At 72.7% G+C, this 24,336-nt stretch carries 23 protein-coding genes; 10 read left to right on the top strand and 13 right to left on the bottom strand.

The features are described from left to right. The first annotated feature begins 13 nt into the window (after positions 1-13). From ABME01_RS12260 to ABME01_RS12250, 3 genes are all read left to right on the top strand, one after another. Positions 14-571 carry a MarR family transcriptional regulator gene (locus tag ABME01_RS12260; RefSeq protein ID WP_353828700.1) on the top strand — a complete coding sequence of 186 codons (558 nt, stop codon included), beginning with the start codon at positions 14-16 and terminating at the stop codon, positions 569-571. Positions 572-756: 185 nt separating this feature from the next. Then, a complete protein-coding gene (locus tag ABME01_RS12255) occupies positions 757-1,986 on the top strand; it encodes a serine/threonine-protein kinase (protein WP_353828699.1) in 1,230 nt (409 codons plus the stop codon). Positions 1,987-2,048: 62 nt separating this feature from the next. Continuing rightward, entirely contained in the window at positions 2,049-3,182 is a 1,134-nt protein-coding gene (locus ABME01_RS12250; RefSeq protein WP_353828698.1) for an AI-2E family transporter, read from the top strand. A gap of 47 nt (positions 3,183-3,229) precedes the next feature. Here ABME01_RS12250 and ABME01_RS12245 read toward each other — a convergent pair whose 3' ends face one another. From ABME01_RS12245 to ABME01_RS12230, 4 genes are all read right to left on the bottom strand, one after another. Beyond that, positions 3,230-4,639 (bottom strand): GNAT family N-acetyltransferase, encoded by a 1,410-nt coding sequence (locus tag ABME01_RS12245; protein ID WP_353828697.1) that lies wholly within the window; start codon positions 4,637-4,639, stop codon positions 3,230-3,232. A 118-nt stretch (positions 4,640-4,757) separates the two neighbouring features. Continuing rightward, the gene (locus ABME01_RS12240) at positions 4,758-6,047 is read right to left on the bottom strand and encodes a sugar ABC transporter permease (RefSeq protein WP_353828696.1); all 1,290 of its coding nucleotides are present in this window, start codon (positions 6,045-6,047) and stop codon (positions 4,758-4,760) included. Further along, the gene (locus tag ABME01_RS12235) at positions 6,044-6,796 is read right to left on the bottom strand and encodes an ATP-binding cassette domain-containing protein (RefSeq protein ID WP_353828695.1); all 753 of its coding nucleotides are present in this window, start codon (positions 6,794-6,796) and stop codon (positions 6,044-6,046) included. Before ABME01_RS12235 ends, ABME01_RS12240 begins: the two co-directional genes overlap by 4 nt. Positions 6,797-6,946: 150 nt before the next feature. Further along, entirely contained in the window at positions 6,947-8,020 is a 1,074-nt protein-coding gene (locus ABME01_RS12230) for a sugar ABC transporter substrate-binding protein (RefSeq protein WP_353828694.1), read from the bottom strand. Between the two features lie 239 nt (positions 8,021-8,259). Here ABME01_RS12230 and ABME01_RS12225 point away from each other — a divergent pair, with 239 nt between their 5' ends. Continuing rightward, positions 8,260-9,303, top strand: coding sequence for a DUF2510 domain-containing protein (locus ABME01_RS12225; RefSeq protein ID WP_353828693.1), 1,044 nt, complete (start codon positions 8,260-8,262; stop codon positions 9,301-9,303). Between the two features lie 30 nt (positions 9,304-9,333). Here the strand turns inward: ABME01_RS12225 and ABME01_RS12220 are convergent, their stop codons facing one another. After that, a complete protein-coding gene (locus ABME01_RS12220; protein WP_353828692.1) occupies positions 9,334-10,512 on the bottom strand; it encodes an MFS transporter in 1,179 nt (392 codons plus the stop codon). A gap of 185 nt (positions 10,513-10,697) precedes the next feature. Here ABME01_RS12220 and ABME01_RS12215 point away from each other — a divergent pair, with 185 nt between their 5' ends. Then, a complete protein-coding gene (locus ABME01_RS12215) occupies positions 10,698-11,405 on the top strand; it encodes a ThuA domain-containing protein (protein WP_353828691.1) in 708 nt (235 codons plus the stop codon). A gap of 15 nt (positions 11,406-11,420) precedes the next feature. On the opposite strand, the gene ABME01_RS12210 is transcribed toward ABME01_RS12215, so the two are convergent. The 5 genes from ABME01_RS12210 to ABME01_RS12190 all read right to left on the bottom strand — a co-directional run bounded on the left by ABME01_RS12210 (position 11,421) and on the right by ABME01_RS12190 (position 16,425). Next, positions 11,421-11,681: a hypothetical protein gene (locus ABME01_RS12210; RefSeq protein ID WP_353828690.1), complete on the bottom strand. Its 261-nt coding sequence runs from the start codon at positions 11,679-11,681 to the stop codon at positions 11,421-11,423. A 117-nt stretch (positions 11,682-11,798) separates the two neighbouring features. Further along, positions 11,799-13,205, bottom strand: coding sequence for a xylulokinase (locus ABME01_RS12205; protein WP_353828689.1), 1,407 nt, complete (start codon positions 13,203-13,205; stop codon positions 11,799-11,801). Between the two features lie 3 nt (positions 13,206-13,208). Further along, entirely contained in the window at positions 13,209-14,402 is a 1,194-nt protein-coding gene (gene xylA / locus ABME01_RS12200) for a xylose isomerase (protein WP_353828688.1), read from the bottom strand. A 134-nt stretch (positions 14,403-14,536) separates the two neighbouring features. Beyond that, on the bottom strand, positions 14,537-15,277 hold the full coding sequence (locus ABME01_RS12195; protein WP_353828687.1) for a response regulator: 741 nt from the start codon (positions 15,275-15,277) through the stop codon (positions 14,537-14,539). Then, positions 15,274-16,425, bottom strand: coding sequence for a sensor histidine kinase (locus ABME01_RS12190; RefSeq protein ID WP_353828686.1), 1,152 nt, complete (start codon positions 16,423-16,425; stop codon positions 15,274-15,276). The genes ABME01_RS12195 and ABME01_RS12190 overlap by 4 nt, the downstream gene beginning before the upstream one ends. A 171-nt stretch (positions 16,426-16,596) precedes the next feature. On the opposite strand from ABME01_RS12190, the gene ABME01_RS12185 reads away from it, so the two are divergent. Continuing rightward, positions 16,597-17,283: a hypothetical protein gene (locus ABME01_RS12185; protein WP_353828685.1), complete on the top strand. Its 687-nt coding sequence runs from the start codon at positions 16,597-16,599 to the stop codon at positions 17,281-17,283. 65 nt (positions 17,284-17,348) lie between these two features. Here ABME01_RS12185 and ABME01_RS12180 read toward each other — a convergent pair whose 3' ends face one another. Further along, positions 17,349-18,614 carry an MFS transporter gene (locus ABME01_RS12180; RefSeq protein ID WP_353828684.1) on the bottom strand — a complete coding sequence of 422 codons (1,266 nt, stop codon included), beginning with the start codon at positions 18,612-18,614 and terminating at the stop codon, positions 17,349-17,351. Positions 18,615-18,757: 143 nt separating this feature from the next. Between ABME01_RS12180 and ABME01_RS12175 the strand changes: the two genes are divergently transcribed. After that, positions 18,758-19,264 (top strand): MarR family winged helix-turn-helix transcriptional regulator, encoded by a 507-nt coding sequence (locus tag ABME01_RS12175; protein WP_353828683.1) that lies wholly within the window; start codon positions 18,758-18,760, stop codon positions 19,262-19,264. Between the two features lie 28 nt (positions 19,265-19,292). On the opposite strand, the gene ABME01_RS12170 is transcribed toward ABME01_RS12175, so the two are convergent. Beyond that, positions 19,293-19,790, bottom strand: coding sequence for an SRPBCC family protein (locus tag ABME01_RS12170; protein ID WP_353828682.1), 498 nt, complete (start codon positions 19,788-19,790; stop codon positions 19,293-19,295). Between the two features lie 100 nt (positions 19,791-19,890). Here ABME01_RS12170 and ABME01_RS12165 point away from each other — a divergent pair, with 100 nt between their 5' ends. The 3 genes from ABME01_RS12165 (at position 19,891) to ABME01_RS12155 (ending at position 23,499) form a co-directional block, all read left to right on the top strand. Then, a complete protein-coding gene (locus ABME01_RS12165) occupies positions 19,891-21,084 on the top strand; it encodes an ROK family transcriptional regulator (protein ID WP_353828681.1) in 1,194 nt (397 codons plus the stop codon). 214 nt (positions 21,085-21,298) lie between these two features. Next, entirely contained in the window at positions 21,299-22,570 is a 1,272-nt protein-coding gene (locus tag ABME01_RS12160) for a multidrug effflux MFS transporter (protein ID WP_353828680.1), read from the top strand. Between the two features lie 125 nt (positions 22,571-22,695). Next, a complete protein-coding gene (locus tag ABME01_RS12155) occupies positions 22,696-23,499 on the top strand; it encodes a phosphatase PAP2 family protein (protein WP_353828679.1) in 804 nt (267 codons plus the stop codon). On the opposite strand, the gene xdhC is transcribed toward ABME01_RS12155, so the two are convergent. Next, on the bottom strand, positions 23,496-24,326 hold the full coding sequence (gene xdhC, locus ABME01_RS12150; RefSeq protein ID WP_353828678.1) for a xanthine dehydrogenase accessory protein XdhC: 831 nt from the start codon (positions 24,324-24,326) through the stop codon (positions 23,496-23,498). The genes ABME01_RS12155 and xdhC overlap by 4 nt on opposite strands. Between the last annotated feature and the right edge of the window lie 10 nt (positions 24,327-24,336).

Raw genomic sequence — 24,336 nt, 5'->3', positions numbered from 1 at the left:
TAGGATTACGGGGATGTCTGACGAGCGATCTTCGGGGTACTGGTATTCCGCCGATCGCACCCGCCGGGGGGTTGCGGTCCTGAATGCGCTGCGCGATTACCGCGCAGCCGAGGCGGCGATGCGGCGGCGCACGCGATCGGCGATGCGGATGGGTGAGACCGACCTGCTCGCGATCCGCTACCTGCTCAAGCGCGAGCGGGAGGGCGTCGCTGTGAGTCCGAAGGACCTCTCCGCCCACCTCGGGATCTCGTCCGCCTCCACCACGGTGCTCATCGACCGGCTCGTCCGCAGCGGTCACGTCGAACGGCAACCCCACCCCACAGATCGGCGCGCACTCGTCATCCTTCCCACCATCGCGACCGACGACGAGGTGCGCGCCACGCTCGGGGAGATGCATCGCCGCATGATCGAGGTGGCCGAGGAGCTGGAGCCCGAGGAGGCCGTCGCGGTGCTCCACTTCCTGGAGGACATGCGCGGAGCTGTGGAGCGCGTGTCGGAGGAGGCTCACGCCGACGCATCGGGCGCATCGGTGACCCCGATCGGAGAGGCGCGGTCCGCGTCCAACGCCTAGCACCGCGCGGACCGCGGGCACGCCCAATCGCGGTCGCTTGTCAACCCCGGCCGAACGGAATTGCCGTAGGGTTTCTCGTCGCTGATACTTCTCATGAGAATCTTTCTGCAGAGAAGCTAGTTAGATAAACTAGCGAAAATCCTGAAGAACGAACGCGGCCCGTGGGGCCGAGGGAAGAGGCGCACATGAACGGGTCGTCCCCCCAGGCGGACCCGGGCCCCCGCGATGGCGTCGGCGTGACCGGCGTCGGCGTGCGCACCGACCCGACGCTGCGCGCCGATCCGGCGATCCGAACCGATCCGACGCTGCGCGCCGACGCACGCGCGATGCCCGTTGTGCCGTCGCCGACGCCCACGCCGCTTCCGCCCTCCTCGCCGGTCGTCGGCGACGCGGTCTCGGGTACGCCTGCGACGTTCGGCGGCACGCCCGAGCCGGCGCCGCGCTACGAGTTCCTCGAGCACATCGGATCCGGCGGCATGGCCGACGTCTACCGGGCACGCGACCACGAGCTCGGGCGCCACGTGGCCGTCAAGCTGTTCCGCGAGACCGACGAGACCCCGGCCGACCGCCAGCGCCGCGAGCGCGAGATCACCCTGCTCAGCGGGCTGACCCACATCGGTCTCGTCCCCGTCCACGACGCTGGAGTCCTCGTCCACGCGGGCGTCGAACGCCGCTACCTCGTCATGGAACTGGTCGAGGGTCGCTCGCTCGCCCACCGCATCGTCGAGGGGCCGGTCAAGCCGCGCCAGGTGGCCGACATCGGCGCGCAGGTCGCCGACGTGCTCAGCTACGTGCACGAGCGCGGGGTCATCCACCGCGACATCAAGCCCGAGAACATCCTCGTGAACGACGTGCCGACGTTCGGCTACACGCTCATGACCCGCCTCGCCGACTTCGGCGTCGCGCAGTTCGTCGGCGGCACCCGGCTCACGGGCGACGGCACGATCATGGGCACGGCCGCGTACATCTCGCCCGAGCAGGCGCGGGGTGCGGAGGTCACTCCGGCGACCGACATCTACTCGCTCGGCCTCGTGCTCCTCGAGGCGCTGAAGGGCGACCGCGAGTACACCGGCACGCCGATCGAGGCGGCGCTCGCGCGACTGCACCGCGCGCCGGAGGTGCCCGAGGACCTCGAGCCCGAGTGGCGCTCCATCCTCGCCGCCATGACGGCCGACGACCCGGCGCTGCGACCCAACGCGCACGACGTCTCCAGCACGATGCGCGACCTCATCAGGATGATGATCGTCGAGACGAACGTCCGGAAGGGGCGCGTGCCGACCTGGGCGAAGGCGGCCGTCGCGAAGGGGTCCGACGCGCGCGCGCGGACGACCGGCATCACCGGCATCGTGCTGGGCGCACTCGGGGTCGGCATCGCGATCGTCGTCGGCATCGCGGCCTCGGTCGGCGCCCTGTGAGGTCCGACGGGGCGGCGGCGCGCCGCCCCGCCCGTCCGATGCCCCCGGCGTAGCGTCGCATCATGTGGAGACGCGTGGCGGACGCCGTCGAGCAGCCCGAGCCCGAGGTGCAGGCCGAGGTCACGGCCGACCATGACCCGACGGCGCCGGAGATCCGCATCCGCGCCTTCCGGATCGGCTTCCTCGGCGCGCTCGGCGTGCTGCTCGCCGTCTTCCTGGGCGGCGTGGTCGGGCAGCTCAGCACCGTCATCCTCTACATCGCGCTCGCGCTGTTCCTCGCCCTCGGACTCGACCCGCTCGTGAGCCTGCTGCAGCGTCGCGGGATGCCGCGCTGGGTCGCGATCCTCGTCGTGTTCGTGCTGGTGATCGGCGTCTTCGTCGGCCTGATCGCGACCATCGTCCCGCTCGTGGTGAACCAGATCACCGAACTCGTCGAGAACTGGGACCAAGTGGTCTCGGACGTCGAGGAGAGCTCCCTCGTCGCGTGGATCAGCTCGCTCACCGGCAGCGGCACGTGGCTCCAGGACTCGGTCTCCTCGATCGGCGACTGGCTCTCCGACCCCGAGAACATCGGCACCCTCACCGGGGGGCTGCTCGCCGTCGGCGTCGGCATCGCCGGCGGGGTCACCGGGGCCGTGATCGTGCTGATCCTCACCCTGTACTTCCTCGCCTCGCTGGCCTCGATGAAGCGGTACGCGGCGCGCTTCGTCCCCGCGTCCTCGCGCAACGGGTTCGTCGAGGTGTCGCAGGAGATCACGGGATCGGTCGGCCGCTACGTCATCGGCCAGCTCAGCCTCGCCTCGGTCAACGGCGTGCTCAGCCTCGTGTTCCTGACGATCATCGGCGCGCCCGCGCCCATCCTGCTCGCGTTCATCGCGTTCCTCGCGTCACTCGTGCCGCTGGTCGGCACGCTCACCGGGTCGATCATCATCTCCCTCGTGTGCCTGGCGGCTTCGCCCGCGACCGGCCTGACCGCCGCGATCTACTACCTCGTCTACATGCAGCTCGAGGCCTACGTGCTGAGCCCGAGGATCATGAGCCGGGCCGTGGCCGTGCCGGGCGCACTCGTGGTGATCGCCGCGGTGGCCGGCGGCACGCTCGGCGGGGTGCTCGGCGCGCTCGTCGCCATCCCAGTCGCCGCCTCGCTCATCATCGTGGTCGAGAAGGTCCTGTTCCCGAGGCAGGACGCGACCTGACGTCGGCTCGCCGCGCCAGGATGGCGATGGCGATCAGCGCAGCCGGGTCAGAACCACATGCTCAGGTGCGGCACGGGCGACGAGGCGAACATCCGGTCCGCCAGCTCGATCGCGCCCTTCGACGACGGCGTGATCCGCCCGGCGCGCGCGAGCACCGACGGGCGCACGGCGCCGAGGTAGATCGAGCCGAGGTCGCGCACGTCGAGGCGCAGCGACCGCGGCTCCGCGGCCCGCGATGCGGCTCGCGATCCCGAGGACTCGGCGCTCGAGGCCCGGGACCGGTTGCGCTCGCGCTTCGGCGCGGCGTCGCTGCCCCGCTCGCCGTCCGTACGGGGGCCGTGCACGACCGCGCGCCCGTCCGCCGACGTGAGCAGCGTGTAGCGGCCCGCCGCGTACCCGAGCGGGTCCGTGATCTCCAGCACGAGCTCGCCGGCGGCCCCGTAGCGTCGCGCGCCGAGGGCGGCCGCGGCGTCCAGGATGCGCACCCACAGGTGGTCGATGACGTTCGTCACGGTCACGGCGCGCGGGTCGTCGAGCAACCACTCGATGGGCTCGTCCGCCGAGCGCAGCAGCCCGCGGATGCCGTCGACGAAGTCCTGCTCCACGAGCATGCGCCAGAGCGCCCGCTCCGCGTCCTCCGTGGCGGCGGCGAACGCGTCGAACTCGACCCAACCCGGCTCGTTCGGCTCGCGGCCCACGCGGAACGTGGCGAAGCCCTGCGGCTGGCCGTGCTCGTCGTCGTAGCGGATGGCGCGCAGCGCGCGCGACGCGTCGGAATCGGGCTCGATGAGGCCGAGCATCCGGTCGAACAGGGCGGGCCACCGGTCGATCTCACCCGGCGTGCGTGCCACCGAGCGACGCGAGATCGCGACCGCCGTCTCGCGGAGGGAGGCCGGGTCGACGAAGTGCACGCGGCCCGGGGCGTCCGGACCGATCCACTTCGCGCGCCGGCGGTCGACCTCGATCGTGACCGCGCGAGCGGCCGGGGCGTAGCCGTACCGTCCGTAGATCGTCGCCTCGGTCGCGGTCAGCATGGCGATCGCCGCGCCGGCCTGCTTCGCGGTCGCGAGCTCGCCCTCCATCATCGCCCGGGCGATGCCGCGGCGGCGGTGCGTGGGGGAGACGGTCACCGAGCTCACGGCCCAGCCGTCGACGCTGCGGCCACCGGGGACGCTGAGACCCGAGGGCCAGCTCGACACGGTCGCCACGGGAACCCCCGGTTCGGGGATGCTCGCGTCGTAGACGCCGTGCAGACGACGATCGCCCATGACCCGGCGCTCGTAGTCGCGGGTCACGTCGCGCGGGCGCGCGTGGTGGAATCCGCGCGCGTCGGCGTCGATCCATCGGTCGAGCATGTCCGTGTCCGTCGGATCGACGAGGCGGTAGTCGAGTCCCTGCGCCGCGAGTGCGGCGTGGGCGGCGGCATCGACCGGCAGTGAGCGGGGTTCGAACGACATCGTTCCAGCCTATCGAGCCGCCCTCGGAGGAGGGGCGACGGCACGGCCGGTCGTCCGCACGCGGAAGCGGGGCGGATGCCGCATCGCGACATCCGCCCCGCTCGTCGGGGTGAGGCGGTCAGGTCCGCATCAACGAGCCGCCCGAGCGCACGCGGGACACCGCGTCGACCGTGGCCGCGAGGATCAGCACGCCGCCCGTGACCATCAGGTTCACGCCCGCGGGCAGGTTCAGCAGGCCGAGGCCGTTGGTGATCACGGCGATGACCAGCGCACCGATCGCCGCGTGCATCAGCCGGCCGCGCCCGCCGAACAGGCTGACACCGCCGACGACGGCCGCGGCGACGCCGGAGAGCACGATCTCGCGTCCCGCGGCGGCATCCACCGAGCCGACCTTGGAGATCGAGAACAGGCCCGAGACGACCGCGAGGGTCGAGCAGACGATGAACGCGCTCCAGCGGATCAGCATGACCTTGACGCCGGACCGCCTGGCCGCCTCGGCGTTGCCGCCGATCGCGTACAGGTAGCGTCCGAACTTCGTGCGGTCGAGCACGAAGGTGCCGAGCCACAGGATGAGGAGCACGATCGGCACGACGATCGGCACGCCCTCGACGACGCCGACCGACTGGCCGCGGTTCTGGTTGAGCACGGCGACGGCGGCGCCGCCGACGACGGCGATCACGGCGAGCTTGATCCAGACCAGGGAGATCGTGCGGTTCGGCACCCCGGCCCGGTTGCGCCGGGCGCGGTCCCAGAACGACGTGCCCGCGGAGATCAGGAGGATCACGGCGAGCATCGCCCATCCGGCCCACACGGGCATGTTCGAGTTCTGGATGTCGCGGATCTCGGGGATCTGCACGCGGTACAGCCCGCCGGCGCCGATGATCGTCAGCGTCAGTCCCTGGTAGCCCAGGAACAGGCCCAATGTGACGACGAAGGATGGGATCCCGACCCTCGCCACGAAGAACCCGATGAACGTACCGGTCAGGATGCCGGCGGCGAAGGCGATCGCCAGCGCGAGCAGCCACGGGACGGCGTGCACGTTCACCAGGACGATGAACAGCGCCATGGTCATGCCGCTCGTGACGCCGGCCGAGAGGTCGATCTCGCCGAGCAGCAGGACGAAGACGAGTGCCATGCCGAGCATGACGAGCGTGGCCGCCTGCGTCAGCAGGTTGGCGAAGTTGCGCTCCGTGAGGAAGAACGGGCTGAGGAAGCTGAACAGGATCGTCAGCACCACGAGCCCGGCGATCGCGGGCAGGGCGCCCATGTCGCCGTGCCGGAGCTTCTGGAAGTAGGCCTGGACCTGCTCGCTGATCGTGCCCTCCTGACCGCTGCCGATCAGGGTGTTCACGTCGTTGACGCTGGTGTCGGGCGCGGGCCCGCTGGTGCTGGTGTTCCGCGAGCTCATGACTCCGCCCCCTGCTGGACCTTGGTCCCCGTGATGTACCCGACGACGTCGTCGCGCGAGGTCTCGCTCGCCTCGAGCGAGGCGACCATCTGGCCGAGGTAGAGCACGTTGATGTGGTCGGCCACCTCGAAGACGTCGGCGAGGTTGTGGCTGATCAGGATGACCCCGACGCCCTGCTCCGCGAGCCGGCTGACCAGGTGCAGCACCTGCTCGGTCTGGGCGACGCCGAGCGCAGCGGTCGGCTCGTCGAGGATCACGCACCGCGCGTTCTTCAGCACCGCGCGGGCGATCGCGACCGTCTGCCGCTGGCCGCCGGAGAGGCTGGAGACCTTCTGGCGCACCGACTTCACGGTGCGCACGGAGAGGGACCGGAGCGTGTCCGATGCCTCCTTCTCCATGCGGCCCTCGTCGAAGGTGCCGAACCCGGTCTCCTCGCGGCCGAGGAACATGTTCTGGACGATGTCGAGGTTGTCGCACAGGGCGAGGTCCTGGTAGACGACCTCGATGCCCAGGTGCGCGGCCTCGCGCGGCGAGTGCAGGGCGACGGGCTTGCCGTCGAACTTCACGACGCCGCCGTCGTAGGGCTGCACGCCGGCGAGACCCTTGATCAGCGTGGACTTGCCCGCGCCGTTGTCGCCGACCAGTGCCGTGACCTTGCCGGGGTAGACCTTGAGGTCGACCCCCTTGAGCACGCTGACGGGGCCGAAGCTCTTCAGCACCCCGTTCAGCTCGATGAGTGGCGCATCCATGTGCATCCTTCCGACGTCGTTGTCGACTCCCAGCGTGGCAGGGTTCGGGAGTGCAGGGGGAGGGGATTCGGTCCCGGATCGCCGCGGCCTGTCGACCACGGCGATCCGGGACCCGGGTGCGGCGGCGCTATCGCGCGCCGCGGATGTTCACTACTGGATGCCGTACTCGGCGCACTTGGCCTCGACCTCGCCCTGGCAGAGCTCGGCCGCGTCGGCGTCGCCGGCGTCGACCACGTCGACGACCTCTTCGGGCCCGACGAGCTGCGGCGTGACCGCGATGTACGGCGTGCCGTCCTCGAGCTCCTGGTCGGCCGTCGGGGTCTCACCGCTCAGCAGCGCGACCGCGAGGTCGACCGCGGCCTCGGCCTCGAGTGCGACCGGCTTGTAGACCGTGGCGGTCTGCTTGCCGAGCAGCACGTTCTGCAGGCCCGCGATCGAGGCGTCCTGGCCGGACACCGGCACGACGAGGTTGTTCTTGTCGAGGATCGTGATGACGCCGGCGGCGTTGGTGTCGTTGGCCACCCACACCGCGTCGACCTCGCCGCCGAGCGACGTGAGCGCCTGCTCGAAGTTGGTCGCGGACTGGTCGCCGTCCCACACGCCCGGCGGCTCGGCGGCCGGGGTGATGCCCGCGGCCTCCATGACCTCGACGGCACCGTCGTGGAACATCTTCGCGTTGCCGTCGGCGGGGTCGCCGCCCATGTAGACGACCACGGCCTCGGCCGGGTCCGTGCCCGCGGCCTCGAGCCCGTCGAGGATCGACTGGCCCTCGAGCTTGCCGACCTCGAAGTTGTCGAACGACACGTAGTAGTCGGCGCCCTCGATCGGGCGGTCGTAGGCGATGACCGGGATGCCCTCGCCCTGGGCCTTCTCGGCGACGGCGGCACCGGCGCCGTTGTAGTCCACCAGCAGCATCACGCCGCAGCCCTTGCTGAGCTGCTGGTCGGCGATCGTCGCGTACTGGTTGGTGTCGCCCTGGGCGTTCTGGATGTCGGTCTCGAAGCCAGCCTCGGCAAGTCCCTCCTCGAGGTACTTCCGGTCGAAGTTCTCCCAGCGTGGCGATGACGCGGCGTCGGGCAGGATGACGCAGGCGCGCGCCGCGGCGACGTCGCCGTCGCCCCCGTCCGACCCGCCGCCGCCCGAATCGCCGCTCGAACAGGCCGCCAGCAGCAGCGCCGAGACACCGGCGACTGCGGCGGCGGAGACCAGGGATGTGGTTCTCATGTGTCTCCCCTTCACAAGGTGAGGTCGTCCCCTCAGGGGTCACCGTCGTCGTCGGCGGTGACAGCTTCATGTTCCTCCGTTTCCGATGCGGCCCCAACAAATCTTGGTAACGCTTCAGTAACTCCCGCGCTGCCGTTGGGGGAGAGCGCTCCCATGCCCCCGAGACGGTGCCCCCGGCATCCGAGCTCCCGGGCCTTTGTGCCCGATCGCCACGGGGGCGCTTTGCGATCATCGCGACCATGAGCGATCCGACGAGCGCGCCTCCGGGGTGGTACGACGACGGGCAGGGCCAGCAGCGCTACTGGGACGGCCGGCAGTGGACCGAGCACACGGCACCGCTCGAGCCCGTGGCCGCGGACGGAGCGACGCGGCCCTACGACACCGCCGCGCTCGGCGGCGAGCAGTCCGCGGCGGCCGGGTCGCCGTACGCCGACACGACCCCCTTCGCCGGGATGCCCACCGGCGGCCCGACCGGGACCGGTGCAGCGCCGGCCGGGTACCCGCCCGGCGGGTCCGGGGAACCCCCGTCGACCAACGTGCTCGGCATCATCGGGCTCGTGGTCGCCGCGGTCGGGTTTGTGCTCGCGCTCATCCCGTTCGTGCAGGTCATCGGCTTCGTGCTGCTGCCGATCGGGTTCGTCCTCTCCCTCATCGCCGTCTTCATGAAGGGACGCAAGTGGCCCGCGATCACGGGGCTCGTGGTCTCGGTCGTGGGCGCGATCATCGGCGCAATCGTGTTCGCGGTCGTCGCGCTCGGGGTCTTCAGTCAGGTGGTCGATTCGGGCGTGCTCGACGAGTTCGACGACCAGGTCACGCAGTCCGAGGCCCCGCTCGAGAGCGACGGGGCGAGCGAGGGCCCGGAGGACGGGTCCGACGGCACCGGCACCGGCGAGGTGCTCTCGTTCGGCGAGACGATGGTCTGGAGCAACGACGTCTCGATGACGGTGTCGCCGCCCGAGCCCTTCGCGCCGTCCGACCTGGCGGCGGGCGACGACCAGGCGCAGAACGTCGTGTTCACGATCACGATCGTCAACGGTTCCGCCGAGAACGTGCAGCCGATCGTGCTCACCCGCGTGAGCTCCGACGGGGTCGAGTCCTCGCGAATCTTCGATGTCGGGGCGCCGGGCGGCCAGGTCGGCATCCCGCCGACGACGGCCGTCCTGCCGGGCGAGTCGATCACGTGGCAGGAGGCGTACTCGGTCCAGGACCCCGACTCGCTCACGTTGCAGACGGCACCGTCGTTCCAGTACGAGGACGTCGTCTTCACCAACATCCCGCAGTAGCGCTCGTCGGACGACGCGGCCGCCCGGCGCTCAGTCGGCGCTGCCGTCGATCGCGGGTGCGCCGGCCGGATAGGCCAGCAGCAGTGCCCCCGAGGCGACCCAGACCACGCCGATCGCGACGATGAGCACCTCGGCGCCGAGTCCCGCCGCGAGTCCCGCGACGGCGGCGCCCGCCGCGGCCGCCGCGGCACGCAGGCCCGCGCCCACCGTGAACACCTGCGACCGCAGCGGCGGCGGGCTCTGCTGCTTGCGGATCAGGAGCATCGCGGCGGCGCTCGGCGCGGTGAAGAGGCCGGACGCGCCCACCGCGGCGATCGCCCACGCCGGGCCGAGGTCGAACGCGGCCACGACCGTGCACAGGCCGGTCGCGGCGAAGCCCCAGCCCATGACCCACTCGGGCGAGCGGCGCGGCGGTCGACGCGAGTTCCAGAGCGCGCCGAGGAGCCCGCCGACGGCGAACGCGGTGACGATGACCGCGCCCTCGCCGGCGTCGCCGGTGCGTGCGACCGAGAGCGCGACCGCCGCGATCGCGAGGCCGCCGGAGCCGAACTGGCTGAGGGTCCCGCTCGCGGTGATCACCGCGAGCGGCCGGTGCGTCGCGATGTGCCGGAAGCCCGCGACGATGGTGCCGAGGAACGATGGACGGTCGCGGCCGTCCGGCGCGCCCTCGGGATGCAGCCGGAGCGGGACGGTGCCGAGCGAGCCGACGAGCGCGGCCGCGGCCATGGCGAGCGTCGCGATCCTCGCGGACCCGAGGGCCGAGGCCGCGGCGACCGCGGCGGGGCCTGCGACCGCGCCGAGGTTGTACGCGAGGGCGTCGATCGTGTACGCCCGCCGCTCCTCGGGGATCGACTCGGTGACGAAGCTCGACATGCCGCCGAACACGAAGGGCGTGACGGTGCCCGCCACGACGAGGGCGATCGCGACCGCCCACGCGGGGACGGGACCGAGGAACGCGGCGAAGGCGTACGCGGCGGCGATGACGAGCCCCGCGACCGAGATGAGCGCGCCCGGCCGGCGACTGCGGTCGAGCATGGCCCCCGCGATCGGGGCCGCCACGATGCTCGGCCCGAGCGCGGCGGACGCGAGCAGCCCGCCCACCGCGACGCCGACGTGCTGCTCGACCGCGAGCACCGGGATCGCGATCGTGATCCCGCCCACGGCCAGGCGGGGCGGGGTCGCCGCGGCGAGGTAGGTCGTGACGCTCACTCGGTTCCCCGCCGACTCCGCCAGGGCGCGGTGGCGCGGGCCGGCGACGACGGGTCGCGCGCGGGGTGCGGTCGGGCGCAGGCGGTGCGGGTCACCGATACACCGTACGCCGCCCGCGGCGCGGACGCGGGCCATGGTGGTCCTCGCGCGGTCGCCGTACGATGCAGCCGAGCGAGGAGGTTCCGATGCGCGCGATGGTCCTGAGCGGTGCCGGGCGGTACGCCGATCCGTGGCATCCGTTCGCCGAGACGAGCGCACGGCTCGCCGAGCTCGTCGCCGGGGCGGGCTTCGACGTGGCGGTGCGCGACGACGTCGACGCCGCGATCGCGACGCTCGGCGATGACGTGTCGCTCATCGTGGTCGACGCGGGCGACCCCGACCGGTCGAGTGCGGACGGCGGGCCGCTGCCCGGGGATGCCGAGGCGCCGCCGTTCGACGACCGGGCGCTCGCCGCGGCGCTCGATCGGGGCATCGGCATCCTCGCGGTGCACTCGGCGGCGTCGAGCCTGCGGGACTCCGCCGCCTTCGACCTCGCGATCGGCGGGCGGTGGGAGTGGGATCGCTCATGGCATCCGCCCATCGGCGAGGCGCGCGTGCACCTCGTCGGCAACCACGCGATCCGCGAGGGGCTCGAGGACTTCACCGTCGTCGACGAGCGCTACTGCTCGCTGCAGCTGCACGAGGTGATCGAACCGATCGCGGAGCACGAGGAGGCCGGCATCCGCCATCCGCTCGTCTGGGCGCGCGAGATCGGGCCGTCGCGCCTGGTCTACGACGCGCTCGGCCACGACCTGCGTTCCTACGATTCGCCGGGCCACCTCGCGCTGCTGGCGAATGCCCTCGACTGGCTGCGCCGCGTTCCCGCTCCGACGGAGCTGACCGCCGGCGCCTGAACCGGCCTCCGGTGCTCAGCCCTTGTGCAGGCCGGGGTGCGGCTTCGGCCGCTCGTCCTCGCGCGTGTAGTCGCCGTGCTCCTCCGACGCCGGGTGCACGTCCGGGTGGCCCTCGGTCGACGTGTACCCCGTGAGCACCTCCGGCTCCTCGTGCCCCTCGGTGCGGGTGTACTCGCCCTCGACCGTCCGCAGCGGCGCCGGCTCCTCTTCCGTTTCCGTGTACTCGCCCTCCACGTCGTCGGGCTCAATTCCGCGGTTCCGATCGGATTCCGACATCTTCATCGATCCCCTTGCCTCGTCGAAGGGCGCCGTCGGACGGCGACGTCCTTCGGCCATGCTACGCGCCATGGTCGCGTCCGGGCCGAGTCCGGGGTCCCTCGAAGGCGGCGAGTCTCAGGATGCCGCGGCGTCACGACGTGCCGTCGCATACCGGCGGCGGATCTCCGGGCGGAGGTCGACCGGCAGCGGGTCGCCCGCGTCCACGGGCCACGTCGGGCGCTCGCCGCCGAGCACCCACGCGGCCTGCCGGGCCGCGCCGTCGGCCACGTACTCGCCCGGCGACGGCACGACGACCGGCACGTCGAACACCTGCGCGGCCGCGAGCCGGACGGCCGGGTTCTGCGCGGCACCGCCGATGAGCAGGATCCGCCGCGCCTCGACGCCCTGGCCGCGAACCGCGTCGAGGCCGTCGGCGAGCCCGCAGAGCATTCCCTCGACGGCCGCTCGGGCGATCGACGGCCGTGTCGTGTTCGCGAGCGTCAGTCCCGAGAACGAGGCGGTGGCCTCGGGCAGGTTCGGCGTGCGCTCGCCCTCGAAGTACGGCACGAGCACGGCTCCGGAGGCGCCGGGCTCGGCCTCGAGCGCCAGGCGGCCGAGTTCGGCGTGGTCGACGCCGAGCAGCCCGGCGGTCGCGTCGAGCACCCGCGCGGCGTTCAGCGTCGCGACGAGCGGGAGGAAGCGGCCGGTCGCATCGGCGAAGCCGGCGACCGTGCCCGACGCGTCTGCGACCGGGGCGTCCGTCACGGCGAAGACGGTGCCGCTCGTGCCGATCGAGACGACGACGTCGCCGGGCGACGCGTCGAGCCCGAGGGCGGCTGCCGCGTTGTCGCCGGCGCCGGGACCGACGAGGATGCCGTCGGGCGTCCGTCCGGCGGCGTCCCCCGGACCGAGCACCCGGGGCAGGAGCGCGTCGCGCCCGAGCGCGTCGACGAGGAGGTCGCGGTCGTAGCCCCCGGGCCCCCAGTACGCGGTGCCGCTCGCGTCGGACCGGTCGGTCGTGAGCTCGTCGAGCACCGGGCCGAGCGGCGATTCGCCGGCGGGACCGTAGCCCCGCAGGCGCCAGGTGAGCCAGTCGTGCGGGAGCGCGACCGCGGCCACGCGGTCCGCGTTCGCCGGCTCTGCGTCGCGCAGCCATCGGAGCTTCGTCGCCGTGAACGAGGCGACGGGCACGACGCCGGTCCGCTCGGCGTACGCCTCGGCGCCGACCTCGTCGATGAGGTCGCGTGCCGCCTGGGCGGAGCGCGTGTCGTTCCAGAGCAGGGCGTCCCGGATGACCCGGCCCTCGGCGTCGAGCACGACCATGCCGTGCTGCTGTCCCGCGATCGAGATCGCCTCGACGCCGTCGAAGCCGCCCGCGTCCGCGAACGCGGTGAGCAGTGCGCCCCACCAGGCGGCGGGATCGACCTCGGTGCCGTCGGGGTGCGCGGCGCGGCCGGAGCGCACGAGGCCCCCGGTCGCGGCATCCCGGATCACGACCTTGCACGACTGGGTCGACGAGTCGACGCCGGCGACGAGCGACATCGGTCAGCCGCGGGCGCCGAGCAGGTGCTCGGTGGCGAGCTGTTGCAGCCGGACGAAGCCGAAGCCCCTGCCGCCGAGGTAGGGCGACGTGTCGAACTCCTCGAAGGCGGCGCGGTCTGCGATGAGGTCGTCGTAGGTCTCGCCCTCGGCGAGCGTGGGCACGGCCAGCTCCGGCACGCGCGCGGCCTCCAGTGCCTCCTGCACCTCGGGGTCGGCGCGGAACGCCGCGGCGCGCTCCTTGAGGAGCAGGTAGGTGCGCATGTTGGCGGCGGCGGAGTCCCAGACGCCGGTCTCGTCCTCGGTGCGGCTCGGCTTGTAGTCGAAGTGGCGGGGGCCGGTGTACGCCGGGCCGCCGCTCGGTCCGCCGAACTCGAGCAGGTCGACGAGCGCGAATGCGTTGTGGAGGTCGCCGTGGCCGAACACGAGGTCCTGGTCGTACTTGATGCCGCGCTGGCCGTTCAGGTCGATGTGGAAGAGCTTGTCGTGGTACAGCGCCTGGGCGATCCCGGCGGCGAAGTTCAGGCCGGCCATCTGCTCGTGCCCGACCTCCGGGTTGAGGCCGACGAGCTCGGGGCGCTCGAGCGAGTCGATGAAGGCCAGCGCATGGCCGACCGTCGGCAGCAGGATGTCGCCGCGCGGCTCGTTCGGCTTGGGCTCGATCGCGAACCGGAGGTCGTAGCCCCGGTCGGTGACGTACTGGCCGAGGAGGTTCACCGCCTCGCGGTAGCGCTCGAGGGCGTTGCGGATGTCCTTGGCGGCGTCGTACTCGGCGCCCTCGCGCCCGCCCCACATGACGAAGGTCGTCGCACCGAGCTCGGCGGCGAGGTCGAGGTTGCGCAGCACCTTGCGGAGCGCGAAGCGGCGCACCTGGCGGTCGTTCGAGGTGAACCCGCCGTCCTTGAAGACCGGCTGCGAGAAGAGGTTGGTGGTGACCATGGGCACGACGAGGCCGGTGTCGGCGAGCGCGCCCTTCAGGCGATCGACCTGCGCCTGGCGCTCGGCGTCGGAGGAGCCGAACGCGAAGAGGTCGTCGTCGTGGAAGGTGAGGCCGTAGGCACCGAGCTCGCTCAGCTTCTCGACCACGTGCACGACATCGAGCGGATGGCGGGTCGGCCCGCCGAACGGGTCGGTGCCGTTGTAGCCGACCGTCCAGAGGCCGAAGGAGAACTTGTCGTCGCGGGTGGGCGCGCTGGCCATGGAGGTCCGCCTCTCAGCGTCGTCGATGATTTGTTGGCAGGTAGAACATATACCGGGGTGCGCGCGGCTGCAAGGCATGCGCTCTGGAGCGACCACCCGCTCGACCGGCCGACGGTGGATCGTCGCGCCTCGGGTCACCGTGGAGTCGGGCGCGGGGTGGGATCCCCGTCACCGGCGAGCCCGGCCTCGTACGCGATGATCACGGCGTGCACCCGGTCGCGAGCGCCCAGCTTCGCGAGCAGCCGCCCGACATGGGTCTTCACGGTGGTCTCGGAGATGAAGAGGTCGCGGGCGATCTCGCCGTTCGTCCGGCCGCGGGCGACGAGCGCGAGGACGTCGCGCTCGCGCTCGGTCAGCTCGGCGACGAGGTCCGACCGAGCGGATGCCGCGGTCGGGCGCGGACGCGAGACGAACGTCTCGATCATCCGGCGCGTCACGGTCGGCGCCAGGAGGGACTCCCCGGCGTGCACCGAGCGGACGCCCGCGACGAGCAGTTCGGCCTCGACGTCCTTCAGCAGGAACCCGCTCGCGCCCGCCTCGAGGGCGTCGTACACGTACTCGTCCAGGTCGAAGGTCGTCAGCATCACGACGCGGACGCTGCCGGCGTGCTCGGCGACGATGCGCCGAGTCGCCTCGATGCCGTCCGTCCGGGGCATCCGCACGTCCATGAGCACGACATCCGGGCCGAGGGCGCGGGCCGCAGAGATCGCCTGCTCGCCGTCGGCGACGTCGCCGACGACGTCCAGGTCCGGTTCGGTCTCGAGGATCATCCGGAAGCCGGTTCGGACGAGCGCCTGGTCGTCGACGATCAGCACGCGGATGGGGTGGGCCGTCGAGGGGGCACCGGTCGACGGCGCCTGCCCGCGCGCGCTCACGCGGCCTCCCACGGGAACTCGGCCGACAACTCGCAGCCGCCGTCGTGGCGGCGCATCAGGAGGGAGCCCCCGTAGAGCGCCACGCGTTCGCGCAGCCCGGCGAGCCCGCTCCCGCCGGCGCCGGTCGCGCGGCCGTCCCCCTGGACGGGCCACTCGGCGCCGGCTCCGTCGTCGCGGACGAGCAGGCGCAACGCCGTGTCGCCGAACTCGACGTCGACGTGCGCGTGCGTCGCGCCCTGGGCGTGGCGCAATACGTTCGTGAGGCCCTCCTGCACGAGCCGGTATGCCGTGACATCGAGTGCGACCGGGAGATCGCGCTCGGCGCCCGTGACGGTCACCGAGACCGGCAGGCCGGCCGCCGTCACGCGCTCGGCGAGCCGATCGAGGTCGCCGAGGCCCGGTGGCGGCTCGCGCGCGGCAGCCTCGTCGGTGCGGAGCACGCCCACGAGGCGCCGCATCTCGGCGAGCGACTCACGGCCGACGGACTCGACCGACTCGAGCGCCGCGCGCTCGACCTGCTGATCGGGGGCGAGCCGCCGTCTCGCCGCCGCTGCTTGGACGATCATCACCGAGAGCCCGTGGCCGACGACGTCGTGGAGCTCGCGCGCGATGCGATTGCGCTCCTCGGCGATGGCCCGGGACTCCCGTTGCGCGAGCGCTGCCCGACGCTGCTCCCGGGCCAGCAGCGTGGTCCGCACGAGGGACCCGACCAGCCACGCGATCACCCACGGCGCGAGCCACACGACGGTCCGCAGTCGGTCGGCGAACGTCGCGTTCAGCGGATCGAACCACGACCACGCGAACCAGAGGACGACGCCGAGGGCGACCCCCAGCAGTGATCGCGGCATGGACTCCCGTCGCCCGACGGTGTAGATCGCCACGAGCGGCGCGACCAGGACCGCGTTGCCCTCGGGCGAGCCGAAGGCCGCGAACTCCGCGATCGAGGCGGCGACCACCGCGGCCAGCACCCCGAGCGGCCGCTCACGGCGGAACACGAGCATCACGGCGGCGAGGCCGAATGCGACCGATCGGGCCCACTCCGGACCGACGGCGTTCGTCGTGCCGATCCCGGCCCAGACGTCCAGCTCCGCGATGAGGAACACCACCGCGGCGACCGCGATGTCGATGGCCCGGATCCTCGCCTGCACGTGGGGATGCTACGCCCGGCCCCAGCCCGAGGGCATCCTCCCGTGGGAGGACCCGCCGGTTCATCCCGTGGTCGACCCGGTCGATGCTGCGGCACGACGCCGCGGGATCTGGTCGATCGTACGTTCGCCGTCGACCGCACCGCATCCCATCACCCCTCGAAGGAGATCGACATGGCCGACCGCACCTCGACCGCCGCCCGCACCGCCGCCTCACCCGCCTCGCCGCCCGTCTCAGCGGGTCGGGCGCGCGCGATCGCCGTCATCGCCTGGGTGATGGCGGCGCTCGGCACGGTCGCCGGCCAGCTGCACGCGCTGGCGCGCGTCGCCGCGCACCCGGAGGACCTCGAGTCGCCGCTGGTCGCCGCCTGGGCACCGCCGGCGATCGCGGCGCTGCGGCCGATCCTCGATTGGAGCGACCCCACGTTCGTCTACTGGACCTACGGGAAGATCTGGCTGCCCGTCTGCGTCGCGTTCCTCGCGGCCGCCGTGCTGGCGTACCGCGCTCGCGGGCCGGTCGGCGGCGAGCGGGCGCTGTGGCGGGTGCAGCTCGGCGCATACGGGCTGCTCGCGATCGCGCTCGCGGGCGACTACTACACCCCCTGGACCGACGTGTTCTTCCTGGTCGGGCTCGCCGCATTCCTCGTGGTCGGCGTCGGGGGCGTCCCGCTCGGGATCCTGCTGCTGCGCCGCGGGTTCCGACCGCGGACCACCGCATGGCTGCTGATCGTGATGGTCCCGTGGTTCCTCCTGATCACCGAGGTCACGTCGATGGGCAGCGCGATGCTGCCGCTGATGTGGGGCTGGGCCCTCGCGGCCGAGTCCGTGGCGCGGCGCGCCGCCGCGGCGCCCCGCTCCTGACGGTGGCGAGCCGCCCGGTGCCGCAGACACGCCGTCTGCGGCACCTGGGCGGTGGAACGGCCGGATCAGGCTCCGCCGGCGACCGGGATCGGGCGGGTGTACGGCGGCTCGGCGACGGCCGTCGGCGCGGCGAGGGCGCGCTTCACGCGCCAGGCGGCGAACACCGCGACGGCGCTGATCGCGAGGTGCATGAGCAGGAAGCCGTCGACCAGTCCAGCGCCGAGCAGCACGCCTGCCACGAGCGGGCCCGCCGCGGTGAAGGCGGTCTGCAGCGCCGCCATCGCTCCGAGGGTCTGGCCGACCATGCCCTTCGGGGCGAGGGAGGCGGTGAGCGGGTTCAGCACGGGGCTGTAGATGGTCTCGCCGACCGCGAAGATGCCGAACGTCATCACGAAGATCGCCGAGGCGACGCCGGGGGCGAGCTGCGCGGCCGACAGCGCGAGCCAGGCGACCAGCCAGATGCCGCCGACCGCCATGAGCAGCACCGGTGCGCTGCGCTTCGCGGTCAGGCGCACCATGACGACCTGGATGGCGACGATCACGAGGCAGTTCACCGCAGCGGCGGTGCCGATCGCGGTCGGGTCGATGTCGAGCACGGTGATGCCGTAGGCGGGCAGGCCCGACTCGAACTGGGCGTAGAAGCCGAGCGCGAGCGTGATCGTGACGATCGCCGTCCAGCGCAGCGCCGGCGTGGCGAAGATCACGCGCAGGATGCCGCGCGAGCGCGCCTCGACGGCCCGGATGGCGCCGGTGGGGTCGGCGGCGAAGTCCGTCGGGGCGGGAGCGCCGCGACCGGCGAGCGCGATGATCCCCGACGACACCACGAACCCGGCGGCGGCCATGAGGAAGCCGACGTGCAGCCCGTCGGGACGGTCGAGGTCGACCAGGTGCCCGGCGACGAACGCACCCGCGGCCATGCCGAGCGACTCGCCGGTGAACTTGTACGCGAAGACCCTCCGTCGGTCGCGGCTGTCGGACCACTGGAGCGCGAGCACCTGCTTGGCCGGGGCGGCCGCCGAGAGGCCGAGTCCGAACACCAGCATGCCGGCCAGGAAGGTGCCGGGGTCGTTCGCGAAGACGAGCGATGCGGCGCCGGCGGCACCGATGAGCTGGGCCACGACCGCGACCATGACGGGCGGGTGGCGGTCGCTCAGCCGTCCGGCGATCGGGGCGGCGATGAGCGCGCCGATCGAGAACAGCGAGGCTGCTCCGGCCGCGACGAGTGCACCCCAGTCCCTCGTGTCGGCCGCGTAGGCGTACTGGTACGGCAGCACGCCGCCCCATCCCAGCGATCCGATGCTCGAGGCGATGACGAGCCACATCGCGCGCATGGCGCACCCCTTTCCAAGGTCGTGACGGATGCCGCGTCCCGGGCGGGACCGCGACGACGCCGAAGGCCGTCATTCGGCCTTCGGCGTCGAATACTTCGATGTCGAAATCTTAGCAACCGAAACACGTGTGGGAGAATTCCCGCATGGCGAAACGCGGGCGGAGCGCGTCCGAGCAGCATCGACGCGATGTCGCGGCGTACGTCGCGGCGGGCGGCGAGGAGTCCGTCCAGCGCGTCATCACGGCCGTGCAGGGCCTCTCGCGCAAGCTCGACCAGTGGTACGCACGCCAGCTCACCGACCTCGGCGTCACCGGCGGCGAGTGGGCCGTCGTCGCCGCGCTCGCGAAGGACGGCGGCGCGCTCACGCCGAGCCAGCTCGCCGACCTCACGAACGTCGCGCCGTCGTCGATGACCCACCGGCTCGACAAGCTCGCCGAGCGCGGCTTCATCGATCGCACGCCCGATGCCGAGAATCGCACCCGCGTCCTCGTCGGGCTCACGCCCGACGGGTGGGAGTTCTTCAGCCTCGCCATCCGCGGCTCCGACGTCGTGGAGTCCGACGTGCTGCAGGACCTCGGCGACGACGAGCGCCACGAGCTCGGGCGCATGCTCGAGGTCGTCATCGCGCGACTGGACGACATCGAGGCCTGACCGGCGGGGGACGCCGCCGCCGAGGCCGTCAGGCCGGGTCGGGCATCGCGCCGCCGGACTCGACGTGGGCCAGGATCGCGGCGCGCCAGGACGCGACGTAGTCCGGGTATCCCTCCGCGAAGCCCGGAAGCGCGGCCGCGGCCTCATCGGTCAGCGCCGTGAGGTCGTACGCGACCTCGACGCGGCATCCGTCCGCCTCGTCGGAGAGCTCGACGGCCACCGTCCCCGCCGTCCACCGCTCGGCCACCCGCGCGTAGCGCACGCTGCGGGGCGGCTCGGCGGCGAGGACCACCCACGTCGTGAGGCGCCCGTCGTCGTCGAGCGTGGTCCACACGGTGCCCGGTTCGAGGTCGTCGGCGCCCTCGACCGGGAACCGCGGCACCCATCCGGGCACCCAGAGCTCCTCGCCGCGGGCGGTGAAGAGGCCGAACGCCCGTCGCGCCGGCATCGGCAGCGCGAACCCGCCGCGCAACTCGACCCGCGCGCCGCCGGGTCCGTCCAGTCGCGTCGTCCGCATCTTCGGCATCCCAGACCTCCTCGCCCCAACGCTACTCCTCGCAACGGATTTGGCGAGGGGTGCAACAAATCCGCGCGGCGGAGCCCTTCCAGAACCTAGAGTGGTCCGCGTGAACCACCCCAGCCCGGGTACCGGGAGCTTCGACGGCGTGCACCGGCGCAACCTCGCCCGGCTCCTGACGCTGGCGCACCTCGAAGGCCCGCTCTCCCGCGCGCGCATCACCGCGAAGACGGGACTGAACCGGTCCACCGTCGCGTCCCTCGCCGCGGAACTGGTCGACCTGGGCCTCGTCGAGGAACGCGCGCCCGATGCGACCCGTCGGGTGGGCCGGCCATCGCCCGTCATCGCCGCGCACCCGGGGGTGGTGGCGGTCGCGGTCAACCCGGAGGTCGATGCGGTGACGCTCGCCGCGGTGGGGCTCGGCGGGCGCATCGACGCGCGCGAGCGCGTCGAGACCGAGGGCATCGTGACTCCCGAGCAGACCGCGCTGCTCGTCGCCGACGCGATCGAGCGGTGGCGGCGCGACGAGCTCGCTCGCGCACGATTCGTCGGAGTGGGGCTCGCGGTGCCCGGGCTCGTCCGCGCCTCCGACGGCCTCGTGCGACTGGCTCCGCACCTCGGCTGGCACGAGGTGCCGATCCGGTCGTTCGTCGAGGAGGCCACGGGGATCCCCGTCGCGGTCGGCAATGACGCGAGCCTCGGCGCGATGGCCGAGCAGCTCTTCGGCGCGGGGCGCGGCGTCGGCGACCTCGTCTACCTCAACGGCGGTGCGAGCGGCATCGGCGGCGGCGTGATCGTGGAGGGGCGGGCGGTGCGGGGCGCCAGCGGCTATGCGGGGGAGTTCGGCCAGAACCGACCGGGCATCGCGTCGGAGGACGATCGCCGCGCGGAGCACGGTCTGCTCGAGGACGAGATCTCGCGCGGGCGCCTGCTCGAGGCGGTCGGGCTGCGCACCGCCGACGAGCCGACGCTCGCCGACGCGATCCGCGATGCCGTGGCCGCCGAGGACCAGGTCATCGCCGCGGAGCTCCGGCGACAGCGGCGGATCCTCGCGACCGCGCTCGCGAACGCGGTCAACGTGCTGAACCCGTCGCTGGTGATCCTCGGCGGCTTCCTCGCCACGCTCGCCGAGCAGGACCCGTCCGCCCTGCGGGAGGCCGTCGCGGAACAGGCGATGCCCGCCGCGATGGAGGACGTCGAGCTCGTGGTCGCCGCGCTCGGCGAGGACCGGCTGATGATCGGGGCGGCCGAGCTGGCCTTCTCGCGACTGCTCGCCGACCCGCTCGCGATGGCTGCCGGCTGAGCCCTCCGCCCTGCGGCGACGGGCTCCGCTTGCGTCGCCCCCCGGGGGCTCCGCTAGACTCGAACTCTCAGTCGAATCGATTCGAGGCCACGAAGGCCGAGATCGCCCCGACGGCGCCCGCGAGGGCGCCGTTTCGTTCGCCCGGCGCCCGACGGCGTGCGCCCGCGCAGCCGCCACACGTACGACCGCACTCCAGCACGCCTCGGGACCGCCTATGTCAACCGCCTCCATCCCCATCGTCCGCCCGGACGACTACACCGCAGCCCGCCACCCCGGCGACCTGCTCAGCCGTCGTCAGCGGCTCGTCTACGTGCTCGTGCTCGGCGCACTCACCGCGCTCGGTCCGTTCACGGTCGACCTCTACCTCCCGGCGTTCCCGGCGCTCGAGTCCGAATTCGGCGTTCCGGCCGCGGCCGTGCAGATCACCCTCACCGGCACGATGATCGGCTTCGGCCTCGGCCAGCTGATCGTCGGCCCGTGGAGCGACCGGGTCGGCCGCCGGCTCCCGCTCATCCTCGCGACCACGGTGCACATCGCCGCATCGATCGCGGCGGCGCTCGCGCCCGACATCGCGTGGCTCGCCTTCTTCCGCCTCATGCAGGGCTTCGGCGCCGCGGCCGGCGGCGTCGTCGCCATGGCCATGGTCCGCGACCTGTTCGGCGGCAAGCCGCTCGTACGGATGCTCTCGCGCCTCGCGCTCGTGAACGGCCTCGCGCCCGTGCTCGCGCCGGTGATCGGCTCGCAGCTGCTCCAGTTCATGGACTGGCGCGGCGTGTTCTGGGTGCTCGCCGGCTACGCGGTCGTCGTCGTGCTCGCGGTCGCGTTCCTCATCGTCGAGACCCTGCCCGTGTCGCGTCGGCACGTCGCCGGCCACTCGTCGGTGCGCCAGCGGTACCGTGCGCTGTTCCGCGACCGGATCTACCTCGGGGCGGCGCTCATCGGCGGCATGACCTTCACGGGCCTGTTCTCGTACCTGTCGACCTCGTCGTTCCTGTTCCAGCAGGTCTACGGGTTCACCCCGCAGCAGTTCGGCCTGCTGTTCGCGGTCAACTCGATCGGCGTCATCATCGGCGTGCAGACGTCGTCGCGCCTCATCCGCGGCCCGATCCCGCCCCAGTACGTGCTGGCCGGCACGACCGTCGTGCACGCGGCGATGGCCGTCGCGATCGTCGTGCTCGACTCGTCGGGCGCCGGCTTCTGGGGCACCGCGATCCCGCTGTGGATCTACATCGCCGCGTGCGGCTTCACCTTCCCGGCCGTGCAGGTGCTCGCCCTCGCCCACCACGGGGCCGAGGCCGGCACCGCGGCGTCGCTGCTGGGAGCCCTGAACTTCGGACTGGCCGGTTCGATCACCCCGCTCATCGGCCTCTTCGGCATCGCGAACGCCGTGCCGATGGCGTCGTTGATGCTCGGTGCCGCGCTCGTCGCGATCGCCTCGGTGTGGCTGCTCGTGCGACCGAGCACCGTGCCCGCGCTCTCGGACTGACCGACGGGACGGATGCCGCGCACCGCGGCATCCGTCGCCCGCCTGCGCCACCGCGACCGGGTCCGGTCCGGGGCGCGCGGCGCACCCTGGCGGCGACGGTCGGGAGCCGCGACTAACGTGGCGCCATGAGCGATGCCGACCGTGATCCCCTCGACCCCGACCAGACGGTCGAGGGCCGCGGACCCGTGAGCGCACCCGACGTCAGCCTCGACCCGCGGCGTCGCGCCGAGCGCACCGAGCACGTCGGCCGCTTCGTCCCGTTCTCGGCCGGCATCGCGGCCCTGGTCATCGCCGTCGTGCTCGGCATCGTCATCGTGTTCCGCACGGGGACCGTGTTCGACATCGACGAGGAGTGGGCCGAGGACATCTTCATGCTCCGCGGCCCGATCGGCGACCTCTTCGCCTACGGCATGAACGCGCTCGGCGGCGGCGTGTTCGGCGTGTTCGTCGTCCCGATCGCCGTGGCCGTCATCCTCCTCGTCGTGCGGAGGCCGTGGGCGGCGCTGTACTTCATCACGGCCTCGGCGGCGAGCGCGCTCGTCGTGCAGGTGCTGAAGAACCTGTTCGGCCGCGCCCGCCCGGAGGACATCATCGTGCTCTCCGACTTCGGGTCGTTCCCGTCGGGGCACGTCGCGAACGCCGCGACGATCGCGGTCACGATCGGCATCATCGTGCCGCGCGGCTGGGTGTGGTTCTGGGGCGCCGTGTACACGGTGCTCATGGCGATCAGCCGGACGTACCTCGGCGCGCACTGGATCACCGACACCATCGGCGGCGCCCTCGTCGGCGTCGCGGTCGCCCTCCTCGTGTGGGCGCTGTTCGCGCAGCGCCTGGAGCGCGAGCGGCTCGCCCGTGCCGCGGCGATCGCGGAGCGCAATCGCGCGTTCGCGGCCTCCCACGTGACCCCGCCCGCCGTGCCCCGCGCCTAGTCCCCGCCGGTGGGCGCCCGCTCGAAGCGCTCGAGCAGCTCCGCCGCGACGCTCACCGCGATCGCCGCGGGCTCCTTCGAGCGGATCCCGCGGATGCCGATCGGCGTCTCGATCCGGCCGAGCGTCGGCTCGTCGTGCCCGGCCGACGCGAGCTCGCCGCGGAAGCGCGCCCACTTCGAGCGCGAGCCGATGAGCCCGATCGAACCGAGCGCGGGCGTGCGCAGCGCACCGTCGCAGATCGCGAGGTCCTCCGCGTGGTCATGCGTCATGACGAGGACGTGCGCGCCGGGCGGGAGGTCCGGGAGCACCGATTCCGGCACCGGCGCGTGGTGCACGCGGACGGTCGCGACGGCATCGGCGAACGGCCCCGTGGCACCTGGCTCGCCCGTGCGCTGGGGGGCGAGCATCGCCGCGCGGGAGTCGACGAGCACGAGCTCGATCGGGTGCCTGGCCAGGATGCGCGCGAGCTCGAGCCCCACGTGCCCGACGCCGAAGATCGCGACGACCGGCACGACCGGCAGGGGCTCCAGCAGCATCGTGACCTCTCCTCCGCAGCACTGCACGCCGTAGTCCACGACGGCACGGTCGCTCAGCGTGAGCGTGAGCAGCTCCGGCTCGGCGGCACCGGACTGCAGCAGCTCGCGCGCCCGCGCGAGCGCCGTCTGCTCCAGGTTGCCGCCGCCGACGGAGCCGAACACGGCGTCGGGCGCGACGACCATCTTCGCTCCGCCGTTGCGGGGCGCGTGCCCGCGCACCATGGCCAGCGTCACGAGCACGGCGGGAGTCCGCTCCGCGCGGAGCCGCTGCACGGCGTCGACCCAGTCCACGTGCGCCCCG

Source organism: Agromyces litoreus, from assembly GCF_040496015.1.
GTDB classification, from domain to species: domain Bacteria; phylum Actinomycetota; class Actinomycetes; order Actinomycetales; family Microbacteriaceae; genus Agromyces; species Agromyces litoreus.
This window is presented reverse-complemented; position numbering and strand designations above follow the sequence as displayed.